This window comes from Geopseudomonas sagittaria (genome assembly GCF_900115715.1).
GTDB classification, from domain to species: domain Bacteria; phylum Pseudomonadota; class Gammaproteobacteria; order Pseudomonadales; family Pseudomonadaceae; genus Geopseudomonas; species Geopseudomonas sagittaria.
On the sequence record NZ_FOXM01000004.1, the window covers coordinates 141,194 to 167,409 of the forward strand.

A 26,216-nucleotide genomic window follows, 5' to 3' on the forward strand; every position below is an offset into this window, starting at 1 on the left:
GCCTGGCGGGCGACCGGTACGGCAGGGCTCAGAGCGCGCGACCGAGCTCCGGCACCGCCTCGAACAGGTCGGCGACCAGGCCGTAGTCGGCGACCTGGAAGATCGGCGCCTCCTCGTCCTTGTTGATCGCCACGATCACCTTGGAGTCCTTCATGCCTGCCAGGTGCTGGATCGCCCCGCTGATGCCGACGGCGATGTACAGCTCAGGGGCGACTATCTTGCCGGTCTGGCCGACCTGCATGTCGTTGGGCACGAAGCCGGCGTCGACCGCCGCGCGCGAGGCACCCACCGCCGCACCGAGCTGGTCGGCCACGCCGTAGAGCAGCGCGAAGTTGTCGCCGTTCTGCATGCCGCGGCCGCCGGAGACGATGATCTTCGCCGCGGTCAGCTCCGGACGCTCGGACTTGGCCAGCTCCTCGTCGACGAAGGCGGACAGGCCGAGGTCCTCGGCGCCCGCCAGCGTCTCGATGACGGCGCTGCCGCCCGCGGCGGCCACCGCGTCGAAGCCGGTACCGCGCACGCTGATCACTTTCACGGCCGCCGAGGACTGCACGGTGGCGATGGCGTTGCCGGCGTAGATCGGCCGCTGGAAGGTGTCGGCGCTGAGCACCTTGACGATCTCGGAGATCTGCTCGACGTCGAGCAGCGCGGCGACGCGCGGCAGCAGGTTCTTGCCGGCGGTGGTGGCCGGCGCCAGCACGTGGCTGTAGCCCTTGCCGAGGTTGGCCACCAGCGGCGCGAGGTTTTCCGCCAGCTGGTGGGCCAGCGCGGCGTGGTCGGCGACCAGCACCGTGCCCACCCCGGCGACCCTGGCGGCGGCTTCCGCCACGCTAGCGCAGCCGCTGCCGGCCACCAGCACGTGGATGTCGCCGCCGATCTGCTGGGCGGCGGCGACCGTGTTCAGGGTCGCCGCCACCAGCGCGGCGTTGTCGTGTTCGGCAATGACGAGAATGGCCATCAGATCACCTTCGCTTCGTTCTTCAGTTTCTCGACCAGTTCGGCCACCGACTTGACCTTGATCCCGGCGCTGCGCGCCGCCGGCGCCTCGACCTTGAGCACCTTCAGCGTCGAGGCGGTGGACACGCCGAGCGCCTGCGGGGTGAGCAGGTCGAGCGGCTTCTTCTTGGCCTTCATGATGTTGGGCAGGGAGGCGTAGTGCGGCTCGTTGAGGCGCAGGTCGGTGGTGACGATCGCCGGCAGCTTGAGCGCCACGGTCTGCAGGCCGCCGTCGATCTCGCGGGTGACCTTGACGCTGTCGCCGGCCACTTCCACCCTGGAGGCGAAGGTGCCCTGGGCGAAGCCGCACAGCGCGGCGAGCATCTGCCCGGTCTGGTTGTTGTCGCTGTCGATGGCCTGCTTGCCGGTGATCACCAGCTGCGGCTGCTCGCGGTCGACCACCGCCTTGAGCAGCTTGGCCACCGCCAGGGAACTCAGCTCCTCGGCGGACTCGACCAGCACGGCGCGGTCGGCGCCCAGGGCCAGCGCGGTACGCAGCTGCTCCTGGGCGGTCGCCGGACCGACCGAGACCACCACGATCTCGCTGGCGACGCCCTGTTCCTTGAGGCGCACCGCTTCTTCCACGGCGATCTCGCAGAACGGGTTGAGCGCCATCTTGACGTTGGCCAGCTCGACGCCGCTCTGGTCGGCCTTGACCCGGACCTTGACGTTGTAGTCGACCACGCGTTTCACAGCTACGAGGATCTTCATCGGTTACCCCTTGCTTGCCACGAATTTCACTTGAAGTTGCGACGGATCAGCTTCTGCAGCCAGCCGACGATGCCGGCGCGGAACAGCAGCACGCAGAGCACGAAGATCACCCCGAGGATCACGTGCACCCAGTCGCCCAGCGGGCCGTTGGACAGGTAGCTCTGCAGGGTCACCACCACGCCGGCGCCGACCAGCGGACCGAGCACGGTGCCGACGCCACCGAGCAGGGTCATCAGGATCACCTCGCCGGACATGTGCCAGTGGGCGTCGGTCAGCGAGGCCAGCTGGAACACCACGGTCTTGGTCGCCCCGGCCAGACCGGTGAGGGTCGCCGAGATGACGAAGGCCAGCAGCTTGTGGGCGTCGACGTTGTAGCCCAGCGAGATCGCCCGCGGCTCGTTGTCGCGGATCGCCTTGAGCACCTGGCCGTAGGGCGAGTGGATGGTGCGCTGGATCACCGCGAAGCCGAACACGAACACCGCCAGCACGAAGTAGTACATCGCCAGGTTGCTCGACAGGTCGATCAGGCCGAACAGCTGGCCGCGCGGCACGCCCTGCAGACCGTTCTCGCCGCCGGTGAACGGCGCCTGCACGTAGAGGAAGAACACCAGCTGGGATAGCGCCAGGGTGATCATGGCGAAGTAGATGCCCTGGCGGCGGATCGCCAGCAGGCCGAAGCCCAGGCCGAGCAGCCCGGAAGCCGCGGTGCCGGCGAGGATGCCCAGCTCGGTGGACAGCCCCGAGTACTGGCTGAGCAGGTAGCCGGTGACGTAGCCGCCGGTGGCGAGGAACGCCGCGTGACCGAAGGACAGCAGCCCGGCGTAGCCGAGCAGCAGGTTGAAGGCGCAGGCGAACAGCGCGAAGCACAGCAGCTTCATCAGGAACACCGGGTACACCGCCAGCGGGGCGACCAGCGCCACGCCGAGCAGCGCCAGGTAGAAGCCGCGCTTGCGCAACAGCGCCGCGCGCTGGCGTTGCTGTTCGACCTTGGGCTGCACGGCCGCAGCCGCCTGAATGCTTTCCAGACTCGACATGCTCATGCCTCCTTCCCGAACAGTCCCGCAGGACGAACCAGCAGCACGATCACCATCACCAGGAACACCACGGTGTTGGCCGCCTGCGGATAGAACACCTTGGTCAGGCCCTCGATCAGGCCCATGGCCAGACCGGTGACGATGGCGCCCATGATCGAGCCCATGCCGCCGATCACCACCACGGCGAACACCACGATCAGCAGGTTGGCGCCCATGGTCGGGCTGACCGGATAGATCGGCGCGGCGAGCACGCCGGCGAAGGCCGCCAGGGCGGCGCCGTAGCCATAGGTCAGGGTGATCAGCAGCGGCACGTTGATGCCGAAGGCCTGCATCAGCTTGGGATTCTCGGTGCCGGCGCGCAGGTAGGAACCCAGGCGGGTGCGCTCGATCATGTACCAGGTGGCGACGCACACCACCAGCGCGGCCACCACCACCCAGGCGCGGTAGGTGGGCAGGAACATGAAGCCGAGGTTGTAGCCGCCCTTGAGCAGCTCGGGCATCGGGTAGGAGCCGCCGGACACGCCGAACAGCTTGACGAAGCTGCCCTCGACGATCAGCGCCAGGCCGAAGGTCAGCAGCAGGCCGTAGAGGTGGTCCTCGCCGGCGATGCGCCGCAGCAGGTGGCGCTCGATGGCCATGCCGATGGCACCGACCAGCAGCGGCGCCAGCAGCAGCGCGACCCAGTAGTTGACGCCCAGGTAGTTGAGGCCGAGCCAGGCGGCGAAGGCGCCGAGCATGTACTGGGCGCCATGGGCGAAGTTGATGATGCGCAGCAGGCCGAAGATGATCGCCAGGCCCAGGCTGAGCAGTGCATAGAAGGCGCCGTTGATCAGGCCGAGCAGCAGCTGGCCGAGCAGAACGCTCAGGGGAATACCGAACAGGAGAGTCATGATTCACCACCCAGAGGAAGTCCGCGACACCCGGCCGCGCGGGCCGGGTGGATGGCTCGCTCCCGCGCGCAGTTGCGGCGCGCGGGAGCGGCGGTCGATCAGTTCTGCGCCACCTTGCCGGTCACCAGCCGGCACTGGCTCTCGGCCAGCGGGCGGAACGCCTGGTCGCCGGGGATGGTGCTGAGGATCTTGTACAGGTCCCACTCGCCCTTGGACTCGGCCGGGGTCTTCACCTGCGCCAGGTACATGTCGTGGACCATGCGGCCGTCCTCGCGGATCTTGCCGCCCTTGGCGAACATGTCGTTGATCGGGGTGGCGGCCATCTTGGCGCGCACGGTGGTGGTGTCGTCGCTGCCGGTTGCCTTGACCGCGTTCAGGTAGTGCATGGTCGCCGAGTAGACGCCGGCCTGGGACATGGTCGGCATGCTGCCGACGCGGTCGTAGTAGCGCTTGGCCCAGGCGCGGGTCTCGTCGTTCATGTCCCAGTACCAGCCGGTGGTCAGCATCAGGCCCTGGGTGACTTCCAGGCCCATGGCATGGACGTCGTTGAGGAACACCAGCATGCCGGCCAGCTTCTGCCCGGACTGGGTGACGCCGAACTGGCTGGCGGTCTTCAGCGCGTTGACGGTGTCGGCACCGGCGTTGGCCAGCGCCACCACCTCGGCCCCGGAGCCCTGGGCCTGGAGGATGTAGGAGGAGAAGTCCTGGCTGGGGAAGGGATGACGCACCGTGCCGACCACGCTGCCGCCGCCACCGGTCACCACCTTGGTGATGTCCGCCTCCAGGGCATGACCGAAGGCATAGTCGGCGGTCAGCATGTACCAGCTCTTGCCGCCGGCCTCGAGCACGGCCTTGGCGGTGCCGTTGGCCAGCGCGTAGGTGTCGTAGGTCCAGTGGATGTGGTTGGGCGAGCAGGATTCGTTGGTGATCCCCGACGAGGCGGCGCCGGAGATCAGCGCCAGCTTGTCGGCCTGCTCGACCACCTTGGTGGCCGCCAGCACCACCGAGGAGGCGACCAGACCGGTCACCATGTCGACGTTGCGCTCGTCGACCCACTGACGCACGGTGTTGGCGCCGACGTCCGGCTTGTTGAGGTCGTCGGCGCTGAACACGACGATCTTCTTGCCGTCGACCGTGCCGCCGAAGTCTTCCACCGCCATGTTCAGCGCTTGCAGACCGCCCGGCCCGGCGAGATCGCGGTAGGTGCCGGACATGTCGGCGAGGTAGCCGATGCGGATTTCGTCGTTGCTGATCGACGCCTGGGCGGCGCTGGCGAGCAGGGTCGAGGCGAGGATGGCGCTTGCGGTTTTCTGGAAAACTTTCATCTATTCACCCAGTGCATGGTTATTGTTGTTGTACAGACGAACAGACCGCCGAGGCTCCCGGCGCCGGGGCGCCAGGCGGATCGCGACGGGTATTACGGGGATTCAGACGCCGAGGCAGGTGTTGAGCAGCTCCTGCTTGGCCGCCAGCTCGCCGGCGACGATCTCCTCGACGATCTGGCCGTGCTCCATCAGGTAGTGACGGTCGGCCAGCGGCGCGGCGAAGCGGAAGTTCTGTTCGACCAGGACGATGGTCAGGCCCTTGTCCTTGAGCTTGAGCAGCACCTGGCCGAGCTTCTGCACGATCACCGGGGCGAGGCCCTCGGTGATCTCGTCGAGCAGCAGCAGGTTGGCGCCGGTGCGCAGGATGCGCGCCATGGCCAGCATCTGCTGCTCGCCGCCGGACAGCCGGGTGCCCTGGCTGAAGCGGCGCTCGTAGAGGTTGGGGAACATCTCGTAGATCTCGTCGAGGTCCATGCCGCCGCTGCGCACGGTGGGCGGCAGCAGCAGGTTTTCCTCGACGTTGAGGCTGGCGAAGATGCCGCGTTCCTCCGGGCAGTAGCCGACGCCCAGGCGCGGGATCAGGTGCGCGGCGACGCCGATGGTCTCGTTGCCGTTGATCATGATCGAGCCGGTGCGCCGGCCGACCAGGTTCATGATCGCGCGCAGGGTGGTGGTGCGCCCGGCGCCGTTGCGGCCGAGCAGGGTCACCAGCTCGCCGCGACGCACCAGCAGGTCGATGCCGTGGAGGATGTGCGACTCGCCGTAGAAGGCGTGCAGGTCGCTGATGCGCAGCTGTTCGAAGTCCGGGGTGGTGTGCAGGCCGGTCATGCGTGGGCCTCCTCGAGTACGGCAGCTTCGCTGCCCAGATAGGCCTCGCGCACCTGCGGGTGGGCCGACATCGCCGCGTAGTCGCCTTCGGCGAGGATCGCGCCGCGCGCCAGCACGGTGATGCGGTCGCACAGGCGGCTGACCACGCTGAGGTTGTGCTCGACCATCACCACGGTGCGGCCGACCGCGGCGCGGCGCACCAGGCCGACCACCATGTCGACGTCCTCGTGGCCCATGCCCTGGGTCGGCTCGTCGAGCAGTAGCACCTTGGGCTCCAGGGCCAGGGTGGTGGCCAGTTCGAGGGCACGCTTGCGGCCGTAGGGCAGTTCGATGGTCAGGGTGTCGGCGAAGCCGAGCAGGTCGACCTCGGCGAGCAGCTGGTCGGCGCGCTCGTTGAGCTCGTCCAGGCAGCGCGCCGACTTCCAGAAGTGGAAGGAGTTGCCCTGCTGGCGCTGCAGCGCCACGCGCACGTTGTCACGCACGCTCATGTGGCCGAACACCGCGGAGATCTGGAACGAGCGCACCAGGCCGAGGCGGGCGATCTCGTTGGACTTCATCGCGGTGATCGGCTTGCCGAAGTAGAGGATTTCGCCGCGGGTGGGGGTGAGGAACTTGGTGAGCAGGTTGAACACGGTGGTCTTGCCGGCCCCGTTGGGACCGATCAGCGCGTGGATGTGACCCTGCTGCACGCGCAGGTCGACCGCATCGACCGCGGTGAAACCGCGGAACTCCTTGGTCAGGCCGCGTGTTTCCAGCACAAACTCTGGTGCCATGGGGTGCCCTCTAACCTTGATTGTTTTTGTTGGTTATGGCGCTGGCCGTCACTGGCCTTTACGTAAACGTTAACAGCATCCCGACGCACACGGCAAGCGCCTTTCATACGCCTTTAGTGCAGTGCGATGTGATCAGCTTCGCGACGCGCGCGGCACCCTGCCCATCAGGTAGAACTCGTCGTTCGGCGGGGTGCCGGCCAGCGACACCAGGCGGTTGGACAGGCTGAAGAAGGCGGCCACGGCACCGATGTCCCAGATGTCGTTGAGGCTGAAACCGACGCTTGCCAGGCGCGCCTGCCAGGCGTCGTCCAGCACGCCGTGCTCGAAGCTCAGGTGCATGGCGAAGTCGATCATCAGCCGCTGGCGCTCGCCGATGGCCGCGCTGCGGTGGTTGATCGCCAGCTGGTCGGCGAGGTGCGGCTGCTTGCTGTAGATGCGCAGCACCGCGCCGTGCGCCACCACGCAGTACAGGCAGCCGTGGCGCGCACTGGTGGCGACCACGATCATCTCCTTCTCGGCCAGGGTCAGGCTGTCGGATTCACGCTCCATCAGCGCGTCGTGCCAGGCGAAGAAGGCGCGGAACTCCTCGGGGCGGTGCGCCAGCATGAGGAACACGTTGGGAATGAAACCGGCCTTGTCCTGCACGGCGAGGATGCGCTCGCGCAGGTCGGCGGGCAGGGCGTCGAGGGATTCGGGAACGGGGAAGCGGCTGATCGGGGCGGTCATGCAATGTTCCTTATTGTTGTTATGACGGATCGATGGTGCCCACGCTCCCGCGTGGGTACCCGGCACGGGGCGCTCCTGCGCCCGTCGCCACGCGGGATGGACGCGGGCGTCCGGGCGGCGGCGTTCCCACGCGGAGCGTGGGAACGATCAGCAGAGCGCGGGTACGCTCGGCGCGGCGCCACTCAGTGCTGGCTGATCCCCAGCTCCAGCACGCTGATCTCGCGCATGCGGAACTTCTGCACCTTGCCGCTGATGGTCATCGGGAAGTCGTCGACGAACTTGATGTGCCGCGGGGTCTTGAAGTGGGCGATGCGCCCCTTGCAGAACTCGCGCAGCGCCTCGCCCTCGACCGCGTGACCGGGATGCAGCTTGACCCAGGCGACGATCTCCTCACCGTACTTGCTGTCCGGCACGCCGATCACCTGCACGTCAGCCACCGCCGGGTGGGTGAACAGGAACTCCTCCACCTCGCGCGGGTACACGTTCTCGCCGCCGCGGATGATCATGTCCTTGTTGCGGCCGACGATCTTGATGTAGCCCTCGTCGTCCATGGTCGCCAGGTCGCCGGTGTGCATCCAGCGCGCGCCGTCGAGGGCCTCGCGGGTGGCATCCGGGTTGTTCCAGTAGCCGAGCATCACGCTGTAGCCGCGGGTGCACAGCTCGCCGATGGTGCCGCGCGGTACCACGCGCCCCTGCTCGTCGACGATCTTGCTCTCCAGGTGCGGCTGGGTGCGGCCGACGCTGGTGACGCGGCGCTCCAGATCGTCGCTCGGCCCGGTCTGGGTCGACACCGGGCTGGTCTCGGTCATCCCGTAGGCGATCTGCACCTCGCTCATGTGCATCTCGGCGATCACCCGCTTCATCACCTCGATCGGGCAGGTGGCGCCGGCCATGATCCCGGTGCGCAGGCTGGACAGGTCCATGCCGGCGCGCCCGGGGTGGTCGAGCATGGCGATGAACATGGTCGGCACGCCGTACAGCGCGGTGGCGCGTTCCTCGGCCACCGCCTGCAGCGCGGCCAGCGGCTCGAAGGCGGCGCTCGGGTAGATCATGGTGCTGCCGTGGGTCAGGCAGCCGAGGTTGCCCATCACCATGCCGAAGCAGTGGTACAGCGGCACCGGGATGACCAGGCGGTCGTGCTCGGTCAGGCCGAGGCTCTCGCCGACCATGTAGCCGTTGTTGAGGATGTTGTAGTGGCTGAGGGTGGCGCCCTTGGGGAAGCCGGTGGTGCCGGAGGTGTACTGGATGTTGATCGGCTCGTCGAACTGCAGCTGCTCGCCGCACTGGCGCAGCTGCTCGGGGCCGACCTGCTCGGCCATCGCCTGCAGCTGCTGCCAGCCGAGCATGCCGTCGGCCGGCTGCGCGCCGAGGCTGATCACCCCGCGCAGCTCCGGCAGCATGTGGCTGTGCAGGGCGCCGAGAGCGCTGGTCGCCAGCTCCGGCAGCAGTTCGCCGAGCATGGCGTGGTAGTTGGAGGTCTTGAAGGTGTCGGCGCAGATCAGCCAGCGACAGCCGGACTGCTTGAGCGCGTACTCGAGTTCGTTGAGGCGGTAGGCGGGGTTGATGTTGACCAGGATGACCCCGGCCTTGGCGCTGGCGAACTGGCTGATGCACCACTCGGCGCGGTTCGGCGACCAGATGCCCAGACGGTCGCCCGGCTGCAGGCCGAGGGCGATGAAGGCCCGCGCGCAGCGGTCGACCGCAGCGGCCAGTTCGGCCCAGGTGAAACGCAGGCCCTGCTCGCGCACCACCAGCGCTTCACGCTCGGCAAAACGGGCGACCGTCTGATCGAAGGCTGCACCGATAGTCATGGCCAGCAGCGGTTTCTCCTGCGGTCCGCAGGTGTAGCTCGGAAGATTCATGGAGTGCCTCAGTCTTATGTTTGTTATGAGGTTTGCTACTTCTGAGTCTTGCTATTCCGCAGCCACCGTCGGGAGTTGACGTTGCTGCAGGGTTTGTTTACGTTAACGTAAAGGTGATCGACTGACAACCCACTCCAGAGCGCCAGGCGCTACGCTGGAATGGGACTCCGGCACAGCGTGCCGGAGCGGCAGGCGAACAGGCCGAAGCCTTGCGCACCGGCAACCTACTACACCGCAAACCGCACAACTACAAGACAGACAAAGGTGGTTCCATGACGTACTCCAGCCTCAACTTCGCCCTCGGTGAAACCGTCGACATGCTGCGCGACCAGGTGCGTGCCTTCGTGACCAGCGAGCTGGCGCCGCGCGCCGCCGCCATCGACCACGACAACCTGTTCCCCGCCGACATGTGGAAGAAGTTCGGCGAGATGGGCCTCCTGGGCATCACCGTGGCCGAGGAGTACGGCGGCGCCGGCATGGGCTACCTGGCCCACGTGGTGGCCCTGGAGGAAATCAGCCGCGCCTCGGCCTCGGTCGGCCTGTCCTACGGCGCCCACTCCAACCTGTGCGTCAACCAGATCAACCGCAACGGCACCCCGGCGCAGAAGGCCAAGTACCTGCCCAAGCTGATCAGCGGCGAGCACGTCGGCGCCCTGGCGATGAGCGAGCCGAACGCCGGCTCCGACGTGGTGTCGATGAAGCTGCGCGCCGACAAGAAGGGCGACCGCTTCGTCCTCAACGGAAGCAAGACCTGGATCACCAACGGTCCGGACGCCAACACCTACGTGATCTACGCCAAGACCGACCTCGACAAGGGCCCGCACGGCATCACCGCGTTCATCGTCGAGCGCGACTGGAAGGGCTTTTCCCGCGGCAACAAGTTCGACAAGCTGGGCATGCGCGGCTCCAACACCTGCGAGCTGTTCTTCGACGACGTCGAGGTGCCGGAGGAGAACGTCCTCGGCCAGGTCAACGGCGGCGTGAAGGTACTGATGAGCGGCCTCGACTACGAGCGCGTGGTGCTCGCCGGCGGCCCGGTCGGCATCATGCAGGCCTGCCTGGACGTGGTGGTGCCCTACATCCACGACCGCAAGCAGTTCGGCCAGAGCATCGGCGAGTTCCAGTTCATCCAGGGCAAGGTCGCCGACATGTACACCCAGCTCAACGCCAGCCGCGCCTACCTGTACACGGTGGCGCAGGCCTGCGACCGCGGCGAGACCACCCGCAAGGACGCCGCCGGGGTGATCCTCTATACGGCGGAAAACGCCACCCAGATGGCCCTGCAGGCGATCCAGATCCTCGGCGGCAACGGCTACATCAACGAGTTCCCCACCGGACGCCTGCTGCGCGACGCCAAGCTCTACGAGATCGGCGCCGGCACCAGCGAGATCCGCCGCATGCTGATCGGCCGCGAACTGTTCAACGAGACGCGCTGAGTCACCTGATGGTGCCCACGCTCCGGCGTGGGCACCCGGACGGACGCTCAGCGTCCTCAAGCGGCACTCCCACACCAGAGCGTGGGAGCGATCGATCCCGACGGAGTGAGCCAATGGCCATCCTGCACACCCAGATCAACACCCGCTCGCCCGAGTTCGCCGCCAACAGCGCGGCGATGCGCGAGCAGGTCAACAACCTGCGCGCCCTGCTCGGTCGCATCAGCGAGGGCGGCGGCGTCGCCGCCCAGCAGCGTCACAGCGCGCGCGGCAAGCTCCTGGCGCGCGAGCGCATCAACGCCCTGCTCGATCCCGGCTCGGCCTTCCTCGAGCTGGCCCCGCTGGCCGCCTTCGAGGTCTACGGCGAGGACGTGCCGGCCGCCGGCGTGGTCGCCGGCATCGGCCGCGTCGAGGGCGTCGAATGCATGATCGTCGCCAACGACGCCACCGTGAAGGGCGGCAGCTACTACCCGCTGACCGTCAAGAAGCACATCCGCGCGCAGACCATCGCCCGCGAGAACCGCCTGCCGTGCATCTACCTGGTCGACTCCGGCGGCGCCAACCTGCCGCGCCAGGACGAGGTGTTCCCCGACCGCGAACACTTCGGCCGCATCTTCTTCAACCAGGCCAACATGAGCGCCGCCGGCATCCCGCAGATCGCCGTAGTGATGGGCTCGTGCACCGCCGGCGGCGCCTACGTGCCGGCGATGGCCGACGAGACCATCATGGTGCGCAACCAGGCGACCATCTTCCTCGCCGGCCCGCCGCTGGTGAAGGCCGCCACCGGCGAGGTGGTCACCGCCGAGGAGCTGGGCGGCGCCGACGTGCACTGCAAGACCTCGGGGGTGGCAGACCACTACGCCGAGAACGACGCCCACGCGCTGGCCATCGCCCGCCGCTGCGTGGCCAACCTCAACTGGCGCAAGCTGGGCGAGGTGCAGACCAGCGCACCGCGCGCGCCGCTGTACGCCTCCGAGGAGCTGTACGGGGTGATCCCGGCCGACGCCAAGCAGCCGTTCGACGTGCGCGAGGTGATCGCCCGCCTGGTCGACGGCAGCGAGTTCGACGAGTTCAAGGCGCTGTTCGGCACCACCCTGGTGTGCGGCTTCGCCCGCCTGCACGGCTACCCGGTGGCCATCCTCGCCAACAACGGCATCCTGTTCGCCGAGGCCGCGCAGAAGGGTGCACACTTCATCGAGCTGGCCTGCCAGCGCGGCATCCCGCTGCTGTTCCTGCAGAACATCACCGGCTTCATGGTCGGCCAGAAGTACGAGGCCGGCGGCATCGCCAAGCACGGCGCCAAGCTGGTCACCGCGGTGGCCTGCGCCCAGGTGCCGAAGTTCACCGTGATCATCGGCGGCAGCTTCGGCGCCGGCAACTACGGCATGTGCGGCCGTGCCTACGATCCGCGCTTCCTGTGGATGTGGCCCAACGCGCGGATCGGCGTGATGGGCGCCGCCCAGGCCGCCGGCGTGCTCACCCAGGTCAAGCGCGAGCAGGTCGAGCGCAGCGGCCAGCAGTTCTCCGCCGCCGAGGAGGAAGCGATCCGCCAGCCGATCCTCGAGCAGTACGAGCGCCAGGGCCATCCGTACTACTCCAGCGCCCGGCTGTGGGACGACGGCGTGATCGACCCGGCGCAGACCCGCGAGGTCCTGGCGCTGGCGCTGTCCGCCACGCTCAACGCGCCGATCGAGCCGACCCGCTTCGGCGTGTTCCGCATGTAAGCCCTGCTCCCCTCTCCCGCTCGCGGGAGAGGGGCCGGGGGTGAGGGAAGCCGGCGCCGCCGCCCCTCACCCCAACCTCTCCCCAGCGGGGAGAGGGAGCGCCAACCGATGCCCCGGAGCCGACATGACCGATTTCCAGACCATCGAACTGAATAAAGATCCGCACGGCATCGCCACCCTGTGGCTGAACCGTGCCGACAAGAACAACGCCTTCAACGCCGCGGTGATCAGCGAGCTGAACGCCGCGCTGGCCGCGGTGCAGGCCGACCCGGCGATCCGCCTGCTGGTCCTGCGCGGGCGCGGCAAGCACTTCAGCGCCGGCGCCGACCTGGCCTGGATGCAGCAGTCGGCGAAACTCGACTATGAAGCCAACCTCAGCGACGCCCACGAACTGGGCGAGCTGATGCACCGCCTCTACCACCTGCCGCAGCCGACCCTGGCCGTGGTGCAGGGCGCGGCCTTCGGCGGCGCGCTGGGCCTGATCGCCTGCTGCGACATGGCCATCGGCGCCGACGACGCGCTGTTCTGCCTGTCCGAAGTGCGCATCGGCCTGGCCCCGGCGGTGATCAGCCCGTTCGTGGTCAAGGCCATCGGCGAGCGCGCCACCCGCCGCTACGCCCTCACCGCCGAGCGCTTCGACGGCAAGCGCGCCCGCGAACTGGGCCTGCTCGCCGAGGCCTACCCGGCCAGCGAGCTGGACGCCGCGCTGGAGCAGTGGCTCGCCAACCTGCGGCTGAACAGCCCGCAGGCGCTCAAGGCCTGCAAGGAACTGCTGGTCGAGGTCGGTCCGGCGCAGCTCGACGACGAACTGCGCCAGTTCACCGAACGCGCCATCGCCACCCTGCGCGTCAGCGCCGAAGGTCAGGAGGGACTCAACGCCTTCCTCGACAAACGCACCCCCGCCTGGCAGGAGAGCCACCAATGAGCCGACACATCGACACCCTGCTGGTGGCCAACCGCGGCGAGATCGCCTGCCGGGTGATGCGCACCGCCAAGGCCCTGGGCCTGACCACCGTGGCCGTGCACAGCGCCATCGACCGCGACGCCCGCCACGCCCGCGAAGCCGACATCCGCGTCGACCTCGGCGGCGCCAAGCCGGCCGACAGCTACCTGCTGGTCGACAAGCTGATCGCCGCGGCCAAGGCCAGCGGCGCCCAGGCCATCCACCCCGGCTATGGCTTCCTCTCCGAGAACGCCGGCTTCGCCCGCGCCATCGAGGCGGCCGGGCTGATCTTCCTCGGCCCGCCGGCCAGCGCCATCGACGCCATGGGCAGCAAGTCGGCGGCCAAGGCGCTGATGGAAACCGCCGGCGTGCCGCTGGTGCCCGGCTACCACGGCGAGGCCCAGGACTACGAGACCTTCCGCACCGCCGCCGAGGTGATCGGCTATCCGGTGCTGCTCAAGGCCACCGCCGGCGGCGGCGGCAAGGGCATGAAGGTGGTGGAGCGCGAGAGCGAGCTGGCCGAGGCGCTGGCCTCGGCGCAGCGCGAGGCGCAATCCTCGTTCGGCGACTCGCGCATGCTGGTCGAGAAGTACGTGCTCAAGCCGCGCCACGTGGAGATCCAGGTGTTCGCCGACAGCCACGGCAACTGCCTGTACCTCAACGAGCGCGACTGCTCGATCCAGCGCCGCCACCAGAAGGTGGTCGAGGAAGCTCCGGCCCCGGGCCTGTCGCCCGAGCTGCGCCGCGCCATGGGCGAGGCGGCGGTGAAGGCGGCCAAGGCCATCGGCTACGTCGGCGCCGGCACCGTGGAGTTCCTCCTCGACGCGCGCGGCGAGTTCTTCTTCATGGAGATGAACACCCGCCTGCAGGTCGAGCACCCGGTCACCGAGGCGATCACCGGCCTCGACCTGGTGGCCTGGCAGATCCGCGTCGCCCGCGGCGAGGCGCTGCCGATCACTCAGGAGCAGGTGCCGCTGATCGGCCACGCCATCGAGGTACGCCTGTACGCCGAGGACCCGGACCACGACTTCCTGCCGGCCACCGGCAGCCTGGCGCTGTACCGCGAGCCGGCCGCCGGCCCGGGCCGCCGGGTCGACAGCGGCGTCGCCGAGGGCGACACGGTGTCGCCGTTCTACGACCCGATGCTCGGCAAGCTGATCGCCTGGGGCGAGAATCGCGAGGAGGCGCGCCAGCGCCTGCTGGCCATGCTCGCCGAGACCGCCGTCGGCGGCGTGAAGACCAACCTGGCCTTCCTGCACCGCGTGCTGGCCCACCCGGCGTTCGCCGCCGCCGAACTGGACACCGGCTTCATCCCGCGCCACCAGGCGCAGCTGCTGCCGCCGGTCGGCGCGCTGCCGGAGGTGTTCTGGCAACTGGCCGGCGAGGCCTTCGTGCAGAGCGAGGCCGCACGCGTGCGCGGCGACGATCCGCATTCGCCGTGGAGCAACGCCAGCGGCTGGCGCGCCGGCCTGCCGGCGGAGACCGACCTGACCCTGCGCTGCGGCGACACCCAGCAGAGCGTGCAGCTGCGCGCCGGCAGCGCCCCCAGGGCGCAGCTGGTCGGCGAGCAGCTGGTGATCGAGCAGGACGGCCTGCGCCGCCAGCACCTGGCGATCCGCCGCGGCGACAGCCTGTACCTGCAGTGGGCCGGCGAGCTGCGCAGCGTGCAGCGCGTCGACCCGATCGCCGAGGCCGAGGCCAGCCACGCCCACCATGGCGGGCTGACCGCGCCGATGAACGGCAGCATCGTCCGCGTGCTGGTGGAAGCCGGCCAGCACGTCGAGGCCGGCACCGCGCTGGTGGTGCTGGAGGCGATGAAGATGGAACACAGCATCCGCGCGCCGCAGGCCGGGGTGGTCAAGGGCCTGTACTGCAGCGAGGGCGAAATGGTCAGCGAAGGCGCCGCGCTGGTGGAGCTGGAAGAGGCCTGAGAAGGAGCGCCGGTGGACAAGGCTGCGCCGTTGTCCACCCTACGTTCGCGGACGCTCCGCAACTGGTAGGGTGGGCAACTCGCGCAGCGATTGCCCACCGCGATCGCCACTGCCCCAAAAGCCTGGAAGCCGAAACGGAAAGCGCACATGAAGACAACCGCCATTGCACTGCCCCAGCACGTCCGCCTGGTCGAAGTCGGCCCGCGCGACGGACTGCAGAACGAGAAACAGCCGATCAGCGTGGCCGACAAGGTGCGCCTGGTCGACGACCTCAGCGCCGCCGGCCTGGAATACGTCGAGGTCGGCAGCTTCGTGTCGCCCAAGTGGGTGCCGCAGATGGCCGGCTCCGCCGAGGTGTTCGAGAGAATCCAGCACAAGCCCGGCGTCACCTACGCCGCGCTGACCCCCAACCTGCAGGGCTTCGAGGCGGCCATGCTCGCCGGGGTCAAGGAGGTCGCGGTGTTCGCCGCCGCCTCCGAGGCTTTCTCGCAGAAGAACATCAACTGCTCGATCGCCGAGAGCCTGCAGCGCTTCGTGCCGCTGATGGACGCCGCCCGCGAGCAGGGCATCCGCGTGCGCGGCTACGTGTCCTGCGTGCTCGGCTGCCCCTACGAGGGCGAGGTCCCGGCGCAGCAGGTCGCCGCGGTGGCCCGCGAACTGTTCGAGATGGGCTGCTACGAGATCTCCTTGGGCGACACCATCGGCACCGGCACCGCCGGCAAGACCCGCGCGCTGTTCGAGACGGTCGGCCGCAACATCCCGCGCGACAAGCTGGCCGGCCACTTCCACGACACCTACGGCCAGGCGCTGGCGAACATCTACGCCAGCCTGCTGGAAGGCATCCACGTGTTCGACAGCTCGGTCGCCGGCCTCGGCGGCTGCCCCTACGCCAAGGGCGCCAGCGGCAACGTGGCCAGCGAGGACGTGCTCTACCTGCTCGACGGCCTGGGCATCCACACCGGCATCGAGCTGGAGGCGCTGATCCAGGCCGGCGAGCGCATCTGCCAGGTGCTCGGCCGCGACAACGGCTCGCGGGTGGCGCGCGCCTGGCGCAGCGCCTAGCGGTGTTTTCGTAGGAGGCGCGTCCTCGCGGCGATGCGGGCCGCAGGTCCGCCGCAAGCAACAAGAGCTTCGCCCCGAGGTCGGGCCTCCCACAACAACGGCAGCAACACCCGGCGCCACAGGACAGAACAACAAGCGAGGCACACCCATGAACAAGCTCTACCCCAACGCCCACGCCGCCCTCGACGGGCTGGTGGCGGACGGCATGACCATCGCCGTCGGCGGCTTCGGCCTGTGCGGCATCCCCGAGGCGCTGATCGCCGCCCTGCGCGACAGCGGCAAGAGCAACCTCACCGCGATCAGCAACAACGCCGGCGTCGACGGCTTCGGCCTCGGCCAGCTGCTCGCCACCCGGCAGATCAGGAAGATGATTTCCTCCTACGTCGGCGAGAACAAGGAGTTCGAGCGCCAGTACCTGGCCGGCGAGCTGGAGCTGGAATTCACCCCGCAGGGCACCCTGGCCGAGAAACTGCGCGCCGGCGGCGCCGGCATCCCGGCGTTCTTCACCAAGACCGGCTACGGCACCCTGGTCGCCGAGGGCAAGGAGACCCGCCAGTTCGACGGCGAGTGGTACGTGATGGAGCGCGCGCTGACCGCCGACGTGGCGCTGGTCAAGGCGTGGAAGGCCGACCAGGCCGGCAACCTGCTGTTCCGCAAGACCGCGCGCAACTTCAACCCGCTGGCGGCGATGGCCGGCAAGGTCTGCGTGGTCGAGGTCGAGGAACTGGTGGAGACCGGCGCGCTGGACGCCGACCAGATCCACCTGCCGGGCATCTACGTGCAGCGCATCGTGGTCAACGCCACCCCGGAAAAACGCATCGAACAACGTACGCTTTCCAACTCCAAAGCAGGGAGCGCCTGACCATGGCCTGGACCCGTGAACAGATGGCGCAGCGCGCCGCCGCCGAGCTGCAGGACGGCTTCTACGTCAACCTCGGTATCGGCCTGCCGACCCTGGTGGCCAACTACATTCCCGCCGGCATGGACGTCTGGCTGCAGAGCGAGAACGGCCTGCTCGGCATCGGCCCGTTCCCCACCGAGGACGAGGTCGATCCGGACCTGATCAACGCCGGCAAGCAGACCATCACCACCCTGCCCGGCAGCAGCTTCTTCGACAGTGCGGCGAGCTTCGCGATGATCCGCGGCGGCCACATCAACCTGTCGATCCTCGGCGCCATGCAGGTGTCGGCCCGGGGCGACCTGGCCAACTGGATGATCCCCGGCAAGATGGTCAAGGGCATGGGCGGCGCCATGGACCTGGTCGCCGGGGTCAAGCGCGTGGTGGTGCTGATGGAGCACACCGCCAAGGGCGGCGCGCACAAGATCCTCGAGCGCTGCGACCTGCCGCTGACCGGCGTCGGCGTGGTCGACCGCATCATCACCGACCTGGCCGTGCTCGACGTCACCGAGCAGGGCCTCAGGCTGGTCGAGCTGGCCGAGGGCGTGACCTTCGAGCAGCTGCAGGCCGCCACCGGCTGCCCGATCCAGCGCTGATGCATCCGTAGGGTGGAAAACTCGCGCAGCGATTTTCCACGGGGTGGCCATCCACCTTGCGAGGGTGGGTAACGCTGCGCGGTTACCCACCCTCCCCCCACTGCCACGACGCCCAACGAGAACAACAACATGCCCGACGTCGTCTTCCCTGCCGCTCGCGGCGCAGGCGCCCGCTCCGCGCCGCACACGCCCTCCCCCCTCCAATCGTCCCGCGCGACCCTGTGCAGCGGCGGTGGCCAAGGTGTAGCCTTGTCCGCCGAACACCCATGAACGCAGCGACCCCGGCGCCCACACGCCGCCGGGCGCGCACGCCGACGAATCTGGAATCCCCCATGGCGAAGCAGACCTACAGCATCTCCGACCTCGCCCAGGAACTGGACGTGACCACCCGCACCATCCGCTTCTACGAGGAGCAGGGCATGCTCACGCCGCAGCGCCGCGGCCAGGAGCGCATCTACAGCCCCAAGGACCGCGTGGCGCTCAAGCTGATCCTGCGCGGCAAGCGTCTCGGCCTGTCGCTGGCCGAGTGCAAGACGCTGATCGAGCTGTACGACCCGCAGACCGGCAACCAGAAGCAGCTCAACATCATGCTCGGCATGATCGCCGAGCGCCGCGCGCAGCTGGAGCAGCAGCTACTCGACATCCAGCAGATGCAGCTGGAACTGGATACCGCCGAGGAGCGCTGCCGCACGGCCCTCGCGGAAAGCGCCAGCAAGACAACGGCCGCCGAGTAAGCCCCCGGCGCCTGCAGGCAGGCGCCGCCGCTTTCTTCAGGCGCACCCTGCCATCCATCGGCAGAGCCGGATTTTCCCCCCAGAGGTGCGGTCGAACGAGTAACCGGCAATACCCGGCAGCCAAGGGGATTCGACCATGCTCGCGCACCTGTCCCTCATCACCGCTCTGCTTGCCTGCCTGGCCCTGGCCAGCCCGGCGCCAGTCGAGGCTGACGACCGCCATCACCGTGGCGCCGTCATCACCATCGGTCACCCCAGCGTCGAGATCTACGCGCCGCCGGTCAGCATCCATTTCGGCCCGCGGCCGATCTACCGCCCCTATTACTACTATCCGCCGCGCTACTACTATCCGCCGCCGCACCACCACTACTACGGGCCGCGCTACTACCCGCGGCATCACCACCACCGCCCCTACGGCCGCCCCTACCACCGCGACTACCACTATCGCGACTACCGCCATCGCCGCTGAGCCCGCTCGGGTCATGCTCGGGCAAGCGAGGTGCATCCTGCCTGCCGCGCCGCCCTACCAGCGCAGCGGCACCGCGCGCGCCGCGCCGGTCGGCGGGGTGATGATCACCGTGCAGGTCATCCCGGCCGCCAGTTCGAGGCCCTCCGGCAGCGCATCGAGGTGGATGCGCACCGGCACGCGCTGGGCCAGGCGCACCCAGTTGAAGGTCGGGTTGACGTCGGCGATCAGCTCGCGGCTTTCCGGGTTGTCGCGGTCGTAGATGCCGCGGGCGAAGCTGTCGACCCGGCCGCTGAGCTGCTCGCCGCTCATCAGGCGCATCTCGGCCCGGTCGCCGACGCGGATCAGCGGCAGGCGGGTTTCCTCGAAGTAGCCGTAGACGTAGAAGGAGTGGCGGTCGACCAGCGCCAGCGCCGGTTCGCCGCGGTTGGCGAAGTCGCCCGCGAACACGTTGAGGTTGGTGACGTAGCCGTCCACCGGCGCGCGCACCTCGGTGCGCTTGAGCTGCAGGCGCGCCTCGTCCAGCCGCGCCTGGGCCTCGAGCAGGTCGGCGCGCGCGGCGGCGGCGAGGTGGCTGGCGTCGCTGCGGCTCTCGCGCGACACCACCCGCTCGTTCATGTCGGCGCGCCGCGCGGCATTGTCCTCGCGCATGCTCAGCTCGGCCTGGCGCGCCGCGACCAGCGCCTCGGCCTGGCGCACCGCGGTGCGGTAGTGCTCGGCATCGATGCGCAGCAGCAGGTCGCCCTTGTGCACCGTCTGGTTGTCGTGCACCACCACCTCGACCACCAAGCCGGCGACGTCGGGGGCGATGTTGACCACCTCGGCGCGCACCCGGCCGTCGCGGGTCCAGGCCGAGTCCATGTAGTGCAGCCAGAGCGTGCGCACCAGCAGCACGGCGGCGGCGAAGACCAGCAGGGTGAAGACGACGCTGATGACTCTTTTCCAGGGCATATCCAGGCTCGTTCGCGGCAGATTCAGTGGTAGACGTACAGCATCAGGGCGCCATACAGGCAGGTGAACAGGCTGGCGCGCAACAGCGTCGGGTGCCAGGCGTGGCGGTACAGGCCGCTCCAGGCCACCAGGCGGTCGATGCCCCAGCCGACGGCCAGGGTGATGACGAACAGCAGGGTCAGGTTCGGCAGGTAGACGCCGAACAGGGCGATTTCACGCGGCATCTAGTGGCCTGTTTGGTTGGTTCGCTTGGTCAATTTCGGCGCCCGAGGCCCCGATACTGCGTTGCCACTCCTCGCCATAGCCCTGCTATGACTCGTCGCGGCGCCTTGTCTCGTGCCCCCGGTCATCCGAACTTGCCTCAATCAACCAACCGCACAGGCCACCGGCTCCCGGCGGCCAGCGGCGAATGGGGATCGAGCAGCGAGCTGCGGATGAAGTGCAGATAGCTGAGCACCCGGCGCAGCGGCGAGCTGTCGAACTGCGGCGGGCGCGTCTCCGGGGTCTGCCGCACGGTGGCGATGGCCTGCTCCACCGCGGCCAGGGCGCGCAGGCGGTTGCCCTCGTCGGGCTGGATGAACAGGCGCACCAGCGCGCGGCCGAGGGCGCGGATGGCGACCTGCCAGGGCATGCCCTCGCCGTAGCAGGGCTCGGCCGGCAGGCGCGCCTGCTCCTGGCGCAGCTCGATCACCGCCTGGCCGATCTCCAGCACCGCGAACATCCAACGCTGCAGGCGGCGCTGCACCTCGGGGCGGCCGACCGCACTGACCTGGGCCTGGTTGAGCAGGTCGCGGGTGCCGCTCTCGAAGCCGGCGCCCAGGCCCTTGAGCCGGCCGCTGACGGCGAACACCACGCGCATGCGCAGATCGTGCTCCAGGCACCGCCACAGCCAGGGGCGGTCGGGCGGCAGGATCAGCGCCAGGCTCAGGGTGGTCAGGCCGATCGCCAGCAGGGCGGCCAGGTACTCGTTGAACAGGCGCTGGAAATCGTAGGCCGGCAGGTTGGCCGGCAGGGCGACGATGCAGAACCACAGCAGCAGGCCGGTGCCGTAACCGGCGGTCTGGCTGCGCGCCAGCAGCCAGGCGCCGAAGGCGAACACCGGCGCCAGCGCGCAGAACAGCAGGGCGAAGCCGTCCAGCCAGGGCAGCACCCAGAACTGCAGCAGGCCGCCGGCGAGCGCACTGCCCAGCGCGCCGATCAGCAGCTTGAGCGCCTGGTGACGCGGGCTGGGCGCACTGGCCACCAGGCCGGCGACCATCGCCGCGGTCAGCACGCAGGTTTCGCCGCTGGGCCAGGCGGTGGCGATCCAGAAGCCGCCGAGCAGCAGCACCAGCAGGGCGCTGCGCATCCCGGTCACCGCCGTGGCCAGGCTGTTGGCGCGCGGGGTGAAGCTGTCCTGCCACTGCTCGCGGGCATGGCGGTGGACCCGCAGCGAGGCGTGGGTCAGCGCGTAGTCGTGCAGGTCGCCGGTGAAGCGGTAGAGCTGCTCGGCGGCGGTATTGAAGTCGAGCAGCTGCTCGTCGCTCGGCTGCTGCGCGGCCAGCTGCCGGCGGGCAGCGCGGATCTGCTGCATCAGCTCGCGCTGGCTGCCCTCCAGGCGCAGGGCCAGCACCTCGGCGTCGGCCTCCCTGCACAGGTGCTGGCCGAGCGGCGCCAGCACCGCGCCGACCCCGGCCAGGCACGGCGCCAGCGCCGTGCGCACCTGCTCGCCGGCCTCGCCCTGCAGGCGCTGCAGCAGCTGGTGCAGGCCGTGGAAGCGGGTCGAGAGCACCATGAACTCGTGGTTGAGGCGGCCCAGCCGGCCGCTGCGCAGGCGGAAATGCGGGTCCTCGAAGGCGCTGGCGTTGCGCAGGTTGTCGAGCGCCACCGCCTCGCCGGCGAAGCGCGCATTGAGCTGCTCCAGGCGCTGGCCGTCGAGCTGGCCGGCCAGCGCCGCGCTGGCGAAGCCGGCAAAGTCGCGAAAGCGCGTGGCCAGCAGGCGGCGCAGGCTGGTGCTGCTGTTCTGCGGCAGGATCAGCGCGCTGACCAGCCCCGAGCAGAGGATGCCCAGGCTGATCTCCAGCACCCGCCACAGCGCCTGCATGAAGGCGCCTTGCGGGGCGGCGATGGCCGGCAGGCCGATCAGCGCGGCGGTGTAGCCGGCCAGCACGCAGCCGTAGCCGCGAAAGTCGCGGTAGCGCGCCGCACCGGCGGTGCACACGCCGATCCACAGCGCCAGGCAGAGCAGGAACAGCACCCGCTCCTGGGCGAACAGGGCGATCAGCGGCACCGTCACCGTCAGCCCCAGCAGGGTGCCGAGGAAGCGGTAGAAGCTCTTGGCCAGCACCTGGCCGCTCTCCGGCTGCATGACGATGAACACCGTGGCCAGCACGGTGTTGGCCTGCGGCAGCTCCAGGCGATAGGCCAGCCACTGGGCGATGAAGGCGGTGAGCAGGGCCTTGAAGATGAAGGCCCAGGTCATCCCCTCGCTCTGCGCCCACTCGTCCAGGCCGCGGCGAAAGGCGCCGGGCAGCGCGGGCGCGCTCGAACTCGAAGTGGTCATGGCGCGCCCCTCACCGCCGGCCCGGCAGCTGCAGGCGCACGTCACGCGCCGTCCGCCGGGGCGCTGCCGGCGGCCAGCACGCCGCCGCCGAGCGCTACCCACAGCTCGGCCTGGGCGCCCAGCTGGCCGGCCAGCACCTGCTGCTGCAGGCGCCGCTGCTCGAACACCAGGCTCTGCGCTTCGAGCAGCTCGCGGGCGTCGCTCAGGCCGCGCTCGTGGGCTTCCTGCGCCAGCAGGTAGCGCCGCTCGGCAGTGGCCCGCGCGCTGGCGACGAAGCCCTCCTGCTCGTGCAGCGAATGCAGGCGGATCAGCAGGTCGGAGACGCCCCGCAGCGCCTGCACCAGGGTCTGCTTGTACTGCTCGACTGCCAGGTCGTAGCCAGCCGTCTCGGCGCCGAGCCGGCTGCGCCGCGCCCCGCCATCGAAGATCGGCAGGCTCAGCGCCGGGCCGAGGCCGTAGGTCAGCTTGTCGTAGCGCAGGAAGTCCAGCACGCCGCCCTGGGTCGCCGCCGAACCGAGGCTGCCGAGCAGGTCGATGTTGGGATAGAAGTCGGCCTTGGCCACCTCGATGCCGCGCGCCGCCGCCGCCACCTGCCAGCGCCCGGCGACCACGTCGGGCCGGCGGCCGAGCAGCTCCAGCGGCAGGCGGCTGGGCAGGCGCGGCGCGGCGTGCAACGCCAGCTGCGGGCGCTTGAGTTCGGCGGCCGCGCCCGGCCCGGCACCGGCCAGCGCCGCCAGCTGGTTGCCGGTCAGGGCGATGGCCTCGTGGGCCAGGTCGAGCTGGCGATGGGCCTCCGGCAGCGGCGCCTCGGCCGTACTGACCTCCAGCTCGGTACCCAGGCCGATGCGCCGGCGCTCCACGGCCAGCGCCAGCAGCTCCTCGCGCTGCTTGAGTTCGGCCTTGGCGATGTCCAGCTCGGCGTACTGGCGCGCCAGCTGGATGTAGGCGCGCACCACACTGCCCTGCAGCTCCAGCGCCGCGGCGCGCGCCTCGGTGGCCGCCAGCCGCGCCTGGCTCAGCGCCTGCGCGCGCTGGCTGCGCAGGCGGCCCCACAGGTCGAGGTCGTAACTCAGGCCGAAGGCGGCGGTGTTGTTCCAGCTGGTGGTGCGCGCCAGCGGACCGGGGCCGTAGAAGTTGTCGTCCGGCCAGCGCTTGCGCTGCACGCTGGCCTCCAGGCCGACCTGCGGTGCCTGCGCCGCCGCGGCGACCCCGGCCAGCGCCTGCGCCCGGCGCACCCGCGCCGCGGCCATGGCCAGGCCGGGACTGCCGGCCAGCGCGCGCTCGACCCAGGCGTTCAGCTGCGCATCGCCGTAGGCCTGCCACCACTGCGCGCGCGGCCAGTCGGCGCTCTGCGCGGCGTGGCGGATGGCCGCGTCGGTGGGCAATTCGCCGCCGTCGGCCAGCTCGGCCTGCGGGGCTATGCCGCCGCTGGCGATGCAGCCGGACAGGGAAGAAAACACGGAAACCAGCAGACTGGCGAGGAACAGACCGGGCCGAACGATGGCGGGCACTGCAGCGGATCCTGGAAGGGGCGGGAAGCCGGGAGGGATGGCGATTCTAGGACCGGCCGGAGGCGAGGATAAGCGCACGGTTGGATGATGGATTGTGTACTGACAGGTCATAATCCCTGGCAGGCTTCGTGACAGAATCGGCGCCGCCAGCCGCCGCCGTGTGCGCCACGGCCGCGACCGCGCCGCACGATCAGGGATGTCCCACGCAGCCGCACCGCTCACCCCTGCCAGAAAGGCGACCGATGGACACTCTCTTCAACATGCGTGCCTTCGTCTGCGTGGCGGAGACCGGCAGCTTCACCGCCGCCGCCGTGCGCCTCGACCTGACCACCTCCTACATCTCGCGCGCGGTCGCCACCCTGGAAACCCACCTGCGCACGCGCCTGCTGCACCGCACGACGAGACGCATCGCCCTGACCGAGGCCGGCCAGCGCTACCTGCTGCGCTGCCAGCAGATCCTCGGCGCCATCGAGGAAGCCGAGGCGGAGGCCAGCGACGCCCACGCGCGCCCGGCCGGCAACCTCAAGGTCCACGCGATGACCGGCATCGGCCACCACTACCTGATCCAGGCGGCCGCCGAGTACAGCGAGACCTACCCCGAGGTCAGCTTCGACCTGACCCTGGCCAACCGCACCACCGACATCCTCGACGAGGGCTACGACGTCTCGGTGATCACCGCCCGCGAACTGCCCGACTCCGGCTTCATCTCCAAGCAGCTGGGCAGCACCTACAGCGTGCTGTGCGCCGCGCCCGGCTACCTCACCAGGCACGGCGCACCGCAGCAACCCGCCGACCTGCAGCAGCACCGCTGCCTGCGCCTGGTCTACCCGGTGATGAGCCTCGACCAGTGGCTGCTCGACGGCCCCGCCGGCCAGCAGCTGGTCAGCGTCGAGCGCACCCACTTCCAGGTCAACACCGTCGACGCCATGACCGTGGCACTCAAGGCCGGCATGGGCATCGGCGCGCTGCCGGTGTACTCGGCGCTGCACAGCCTGCTGGACGGCAGCCTGGTGCGCGTCCTGCCCGGGCACACCCTGTATCCGCTGGGGGTCTTCGCGCTCTACCCGTCGCGCCAGTACCTGGACGCCAAGATCCGCACCTGGGTCGAGTTCCTGCGCGACTGCCTGCCGGCGCGCCTCGCCGCCGACGAGCAGCAGTTGCTGGCGTGCAGCGTGCCACCCGGCAAGTGATCGACCGCCAAAGGCTGCAGCGGACTCCGGAGCGGGGCCGGCGCAACGCCGCAGCCCTCTCGCCGGCCGAGCTGGCCGCGCCGACACAAAGTTTTACAGCGGCGGACTGAAATTTCCGCCGGCGCGGTGGTCATAGGAAGTGGCCGGCCATACCGGCACCACAGGAGCCCCGATCATGCTTTCGCGTCTTGTCCTCGTCATCGCCCTGCTCGCCGGTGCAGCGCTGTTCATCCAGTCCCCCGCGCACGCTTCCGACCGCGATGGCTACTACCGCCACGACCGCTACGTCGAGGTCCATCGCGCGCCGGCGTACTACTACGAGCCGCGCCCCGTCTACCGCGACCGCTACTACCGGCCGGCACCGGTCTACCGCGACGCGCCCCGCTACCGCCACGAGCGCTATCGCCATGCGCACCGCCATCACCACCACCACCGCCGCCATCATCGCGACCACTACTACAGCGACCGTCGCTGGTAGGCGGTCAGGCGACCGCTGAAGACCAGGCGATCACCAGAGCGCGCCGAACCCGGCGTGCGTCAACTCGGAAAACGCTGCACCCGCCCCTCACGCTCCAGCAGCGCGCGCTTGCGCGCCACGCCCCAGCGGTAGCCGGACAGGCCGCCGTCGCTGCGCAGCACGCGGTGGCAGGGGATGGCCACCGCCAGGGCATTGGCCGCGCAGGCGCCGGCCACCGCGCGCACCGCCCTGGGCGCGCCGATGCGCTCGGCCAGTTCGGCGTAGCTGAGCGTGCTGCCCGGCGGGATGGCGCGCAGGGCCTGCCAGACGCGCTGCTGGAAGGCCGTGCCGCGCAGGTCCAGCGGCAGGTCGAGGCCGAGCTGCGGCGCCTCGACGAAGGCGGCCACCTGCGCCAGCAGCCGCTCGGCGTCCACGTCGCCGTCGACCAGCTCGCCCTGCGGGAAGCGCTGGCGGAGCTCGGCACGCAGCGCCTCCGGCTCGTCGCCGAGGAGGATGGCGCACAGCCCGTGCTCGCTGTGCGCCACCAGCAACGCGCCCAGCGCGCACTCGCCGAGGGCGAAACGGATCGGCATGGCCGGCTGGCCGGGTTGGGGAATCTTGCGGACGCTGTGC

Annotated in this window: 24 protein-coding genes and 1 pseudogene; 11 read left to right on the top strand and 14 right to left on the bottom strand. The window is 69.6% G+C overall.

Going from position 1 to position 26,216, the window contains the following annotated elements; translation table 11 throughout:
• Window positions 1-28: 28 nt before the first annotated feature.
• The 9 genes from BM297_RS06620 to BM297_RS06660 all read right to left on the bottom strand — a co-directional run bounded on the left by BM297_RS06620 (window position 29) and on the right by BM297_RS06660 (window position 9,145).
• Window positions 29-958, bottom strand: coding sequence for an electron transfer flavoprotein subunit alpha/FixB family protein (locus tag BM297_RS06620; protein ID WP_092429527.1), 930 nt, complete (start codon window positions 956-958; stop codon window positions 29-31).
• Complete coding sequence (locus tag BM297_RS06625; RefSeq protein WP_092429528.1) at window positions 958-1,707, bottom strand: electron transfer flavoprotein subunit beta/FixA family protein; 750 nt, start codon at window positions 1,705-1,707, stop codon at window positions 958-960. The genes BM297_RS06620 and BM297_RS06625 overlap by 1 nt, the downstream gene beginning before the upstream one ends.
• 26 nt (window positions 1,708-1,733) lie before the next feature.
• On the bottom strand, window positions 1,734-2,741 hold the full coding sequence (locus tag BM297_RS06630) for a branched-chain amino acid ABC transporter permease (RefSeq protein ID WP_092429530.1): 1,008 nt from the start codon (window positions 2,739-2,741) through the stop codon (window positions 1,734-1,736).
• A gap of 2 nt (window positions 2,742-2,743) precedes the next feature.
• Window positions 2,744-3,631: a branched-chain amino acid ABC transporter permease gene (locus BM297_RS06635; protein WP_092429532.1), complete on the bottom strand. Its 888-nt coding sequence runs from the start codon at window positions 3,629-3,631 to the stop codon at window positions 2,744-2,746.
• Window positions 3,632-3,729: 98 nt separating this feature from the next.
• Window positions 3,730-4,956, bottom strand: a complete 1,227-nt coding sequence (locus BM297_RS06640) for an ABC transporter substrate-binding protein (RefSeq protein WP_092429534.1) — start codon at window positions 4,954-4,956, stop codon at window positions 3,730-3,732.
• 102 nt (window positions 4,957-5,058) lie between these two features.
• Window positions 5,059-5,784 carry an ABC transporter ATP-binding protein gene (locus BM297_RS06645; RefSeq protein ID WP_092429536.1) on the bottom strand — a complete coding sequence of 242 codons (726 nt, stop codon included), beginning with the start codon at window positions 5,782-5,784 and terminating at the stop codon, window positions 5,059-5,061.
• A complete protein-coding gene (locus tag BM297_RS06650; RefSeq protein ID WP_092429538.1) occupies window positions 5,781-6,557 on the bottom strand; it encodes an ABC transporter ATP-binding protein in 777 nt (258 codons plus the stop codon). The genes BM297_RS06645 and BM297_RS06650 overlap by 4 nt, the downstream gene beginning before the upstream one ends.
• 132 nt (window positions 6,558-6,689) lie before the next feature.
• The gene (locus tag BM297_RS06655; protein WP_092429539.1) at window positions 6,690-7,283 is read right to left on the bottom strand and encodes a peroxidase-related enzyme; all 594 of its coding nucleotides are present in this window, start codon (window positions 7,281-7,283) and stop codon (window positions 6,690-6,692) included.
• Between the two features lie 182 nt (window positions 7,284-7,465).
• Complete coding sequence (locus BM297_RS06660) at window positions 7,466-9,145, bottom strand: AMP-binding protein (RefSeq protein ID WP_092429541.1); 1,680 nt, start codon at window positions 9,143-9,145, stop codon at window positions 7,466-7,468.
• 272 nt (window positions 9,146-9,417) lie between these two features.
• Between BM297_RS06660 and BM297_RS06665 the strand changes: the two genes are divergently transcribed.
• The 9 genes from BM297_RS06665 to BM297_RS06705 all read left to right on the top strand — a co-directional run bounded on the left by BM297_RS06665 (window position 9,418) and on the right by BM297_RS06705 (window position 18,935).
• Window positions 9,418-10,581, top strand: a complete 1,164-nt coding sequence (locus tag BM297_RS06665; RefSeq protein ID WP_092429543.1) for an isovaleryl-CoA dehydrogenase — start codon at window positions 9,418-9,420, stop codon at window positions 10,579-10,581.
• A 113-nt stretch (window positions 10,582-10,694) separates the two neighbouring features.
• The gene (locus tag BM297_RS06670) at window positions 10,695-12,302 is read left to right on the top strand and encodes a carboxyl transferase domain-containing protein (protein ID WP_092429545.1); all 1,608 of its coding nucleotides are present in this window, start codon (window positions 10,695-10,697) and stop codon (window positions 12,300-12,302) included.
• A gap of 124 nt (window positions 12,303-12,426) precedes the next feature.
• Window positions 12,427-13,227, top strand: a complete 801-nt coding sequence (locus tag BM297_RS06675; protein WP_092429547.1) for a gamma-carboxygeranoyl-CoA hydratase — start codon at window positions 12,427-12,429, stop codon at window positions 13,225-13,227.
• On the top strand, window positions 13,224-15,176 hold the full coding sequence (locus BM297_RS06680) for an acetyl/propionyl/methylcrotonyl-CoA carboxylase subunit alpha (protein ID WP_092429549.1): 1,953 nt from the start codon (window positions 13,224-13,226) through the stop codon (window positions 15,174-15,176). Before BM297_RS06675 ends, BM297_RS06680 begins: the two co-directional genes overlap by 4 nt.
• Window positions 15,177-15,338: 162 nt before the next feature.
• Window positions 15,339-16,238: a hydroxymethylglutaryl-CoA lyase gene (locus BM297_RS06685; RefSeq protein WP_092429869.1), complete on the top strand. Its 900-nt coding sequence runs from the start codon at window positions 15,339-15,341 to the stop codon at window positions 16,236-16,238.
• A gap of 148 nt (window positions 16,239-16,386) precedes the next feature.
• On the top strand, window positions 16,387-17,100 hold the full coding sequence (locus tag BM297_RS06690; RefSeq protein WP_092429551.1) for a CoA transferase subunit A: 714 nt from the start codon (window positions 16,387-16,389) through the stop codon (window positions 17,098-17,100).
• A gap of 2 nt (window positions 17,101-17,102) precedes the next feature.
• Entirely contained in the window at window positions 17,103-17,732 is a 630-nt protein-coding gene (locus BM297_RS06695; RefSeq protein ID WP_092429553.1) for a CoA transferase subunit B, read from the top strand.
• Between the two features lie 332 nt (window positions 17,733-18,064).
• Window positions 18,065-18,466, top strand: a complete 402-nt coding sequence (locus tag BM297_RS06700) for a MerR family transcriptional regulator (protein ID WP_092429555.1) — start codon at window positions 18,065-18,067, stop codon at window positions 18,464-18,466.
• A gap of 136 nt (window positions 18,467-18,602) precedes the next feature.
• Entirely contained in the window at window positions 18,603-18,935 is a 333-nt protein-coding gene (locus BM297_RS06705) for a hypothetical protein (RefSeq protein ID WP_092429557.1), read from the top strand.
• 54 nt (window positions 18,936-18,989) lie between these two features.
• On the opposite strand, the gene BM297_RS06710 is transcribed toward BM297_RS06705, so the two are convergent.
• The 4 genes from BM297_RS06710 to BM297_RS06725 form a co-directional block, all read right to left on the bottom strand.
• A complete protein-coding gene (locus BM297_RS06710; RefSeq protein WP_092429559.1) occupies window positions 18,990-19,883 on the bottom strand; it encodes an efflux RND transporter periplasmic adaptor subunit in 894 nt (297 codons plus the stop codon).
• A gap of 23 nt (window positions 19,884-19,906) precedes the next feature.
• Entirely contained in the window at window positions 19,907-20,107 is a 201-nt protein-coding gene (locus BM297_RS06715; protein WP_092429561.1) for a DUF1656 domain-containing protein, read from the bottom strand.
• Window positions 20,108-20,244: 137 nt separating this feature from the next.
• Entirely contained in the window at window positions 20,245-22,425 is a 2,181-nt protein-coding gene (locus BM297_RS06720; protein WP_092429563.1) for an FUSC family protein, read from the bottom strand.
• A 41-nt stretch (window positions 22,426-22,466) separates the two neighbouring features.
• Window positions 22,467-23,936 carry an efflux transporter outer membrane subunit gene (locus BM297_RS06725; protein ID WP_245768223.1) on the bottom strand — a complete coding sequence of 490 codons (1,470 nt, stop codon included), beginning with the start codon at window positions 23,934-23,936 and terminating at the stop codon, window positions 22,467-22,469.
• A 242-nt stretch (window positions 23,937-24,178) separates the two neighbouring features.
• On the opposite strand from BM297_RS06725, the gene BM297_RS06730 reads away from it, so the two are divergent.
• Together BM297_RS06730 and BM297_RS06735 are read left to right on the top strand one after the other, a co-directional pair.
• Window positions 24,179-25,126, top strand: coding sequence for a LysR family transcriptional regulator (locus BM297_RS06730; RefSeq protein WP_092429565.1), 948 nt, complete (start codon window positions 24,179-24,181; stop codon window positions 25,124-25,126).
• A gap of 175 nt (window positions 25,127-25,301) precedes the next feature.
• The gene (locus BM297_RS06735) at window positions 25,302-25,604 is read left to right on the top strand and encodes a hypothetical protein (protein ID WP_092429567.1); all 303 of its coding nucleotides are present in this window, start codon (window positions 25,302-25,304) and stop codon (window positions 25,602-25,604) included.
• Window positions 25,605-25,663: 59 nt separating this feature from the next.
• Here the strand turns inward: BM297_RS06735 and BM297_RS06740 are convergent.
• Window positions 25,664-26,173 (bottom strand): annotated as a pseudogene (locus BM297_RS06740) (methylated-DNA--[protein]-cysteine S-methyltransferase); the annotation flags it as partial.
• Between the last annotated feature and the right edge of the window lie 43 nt (window positions 26,174-26,216).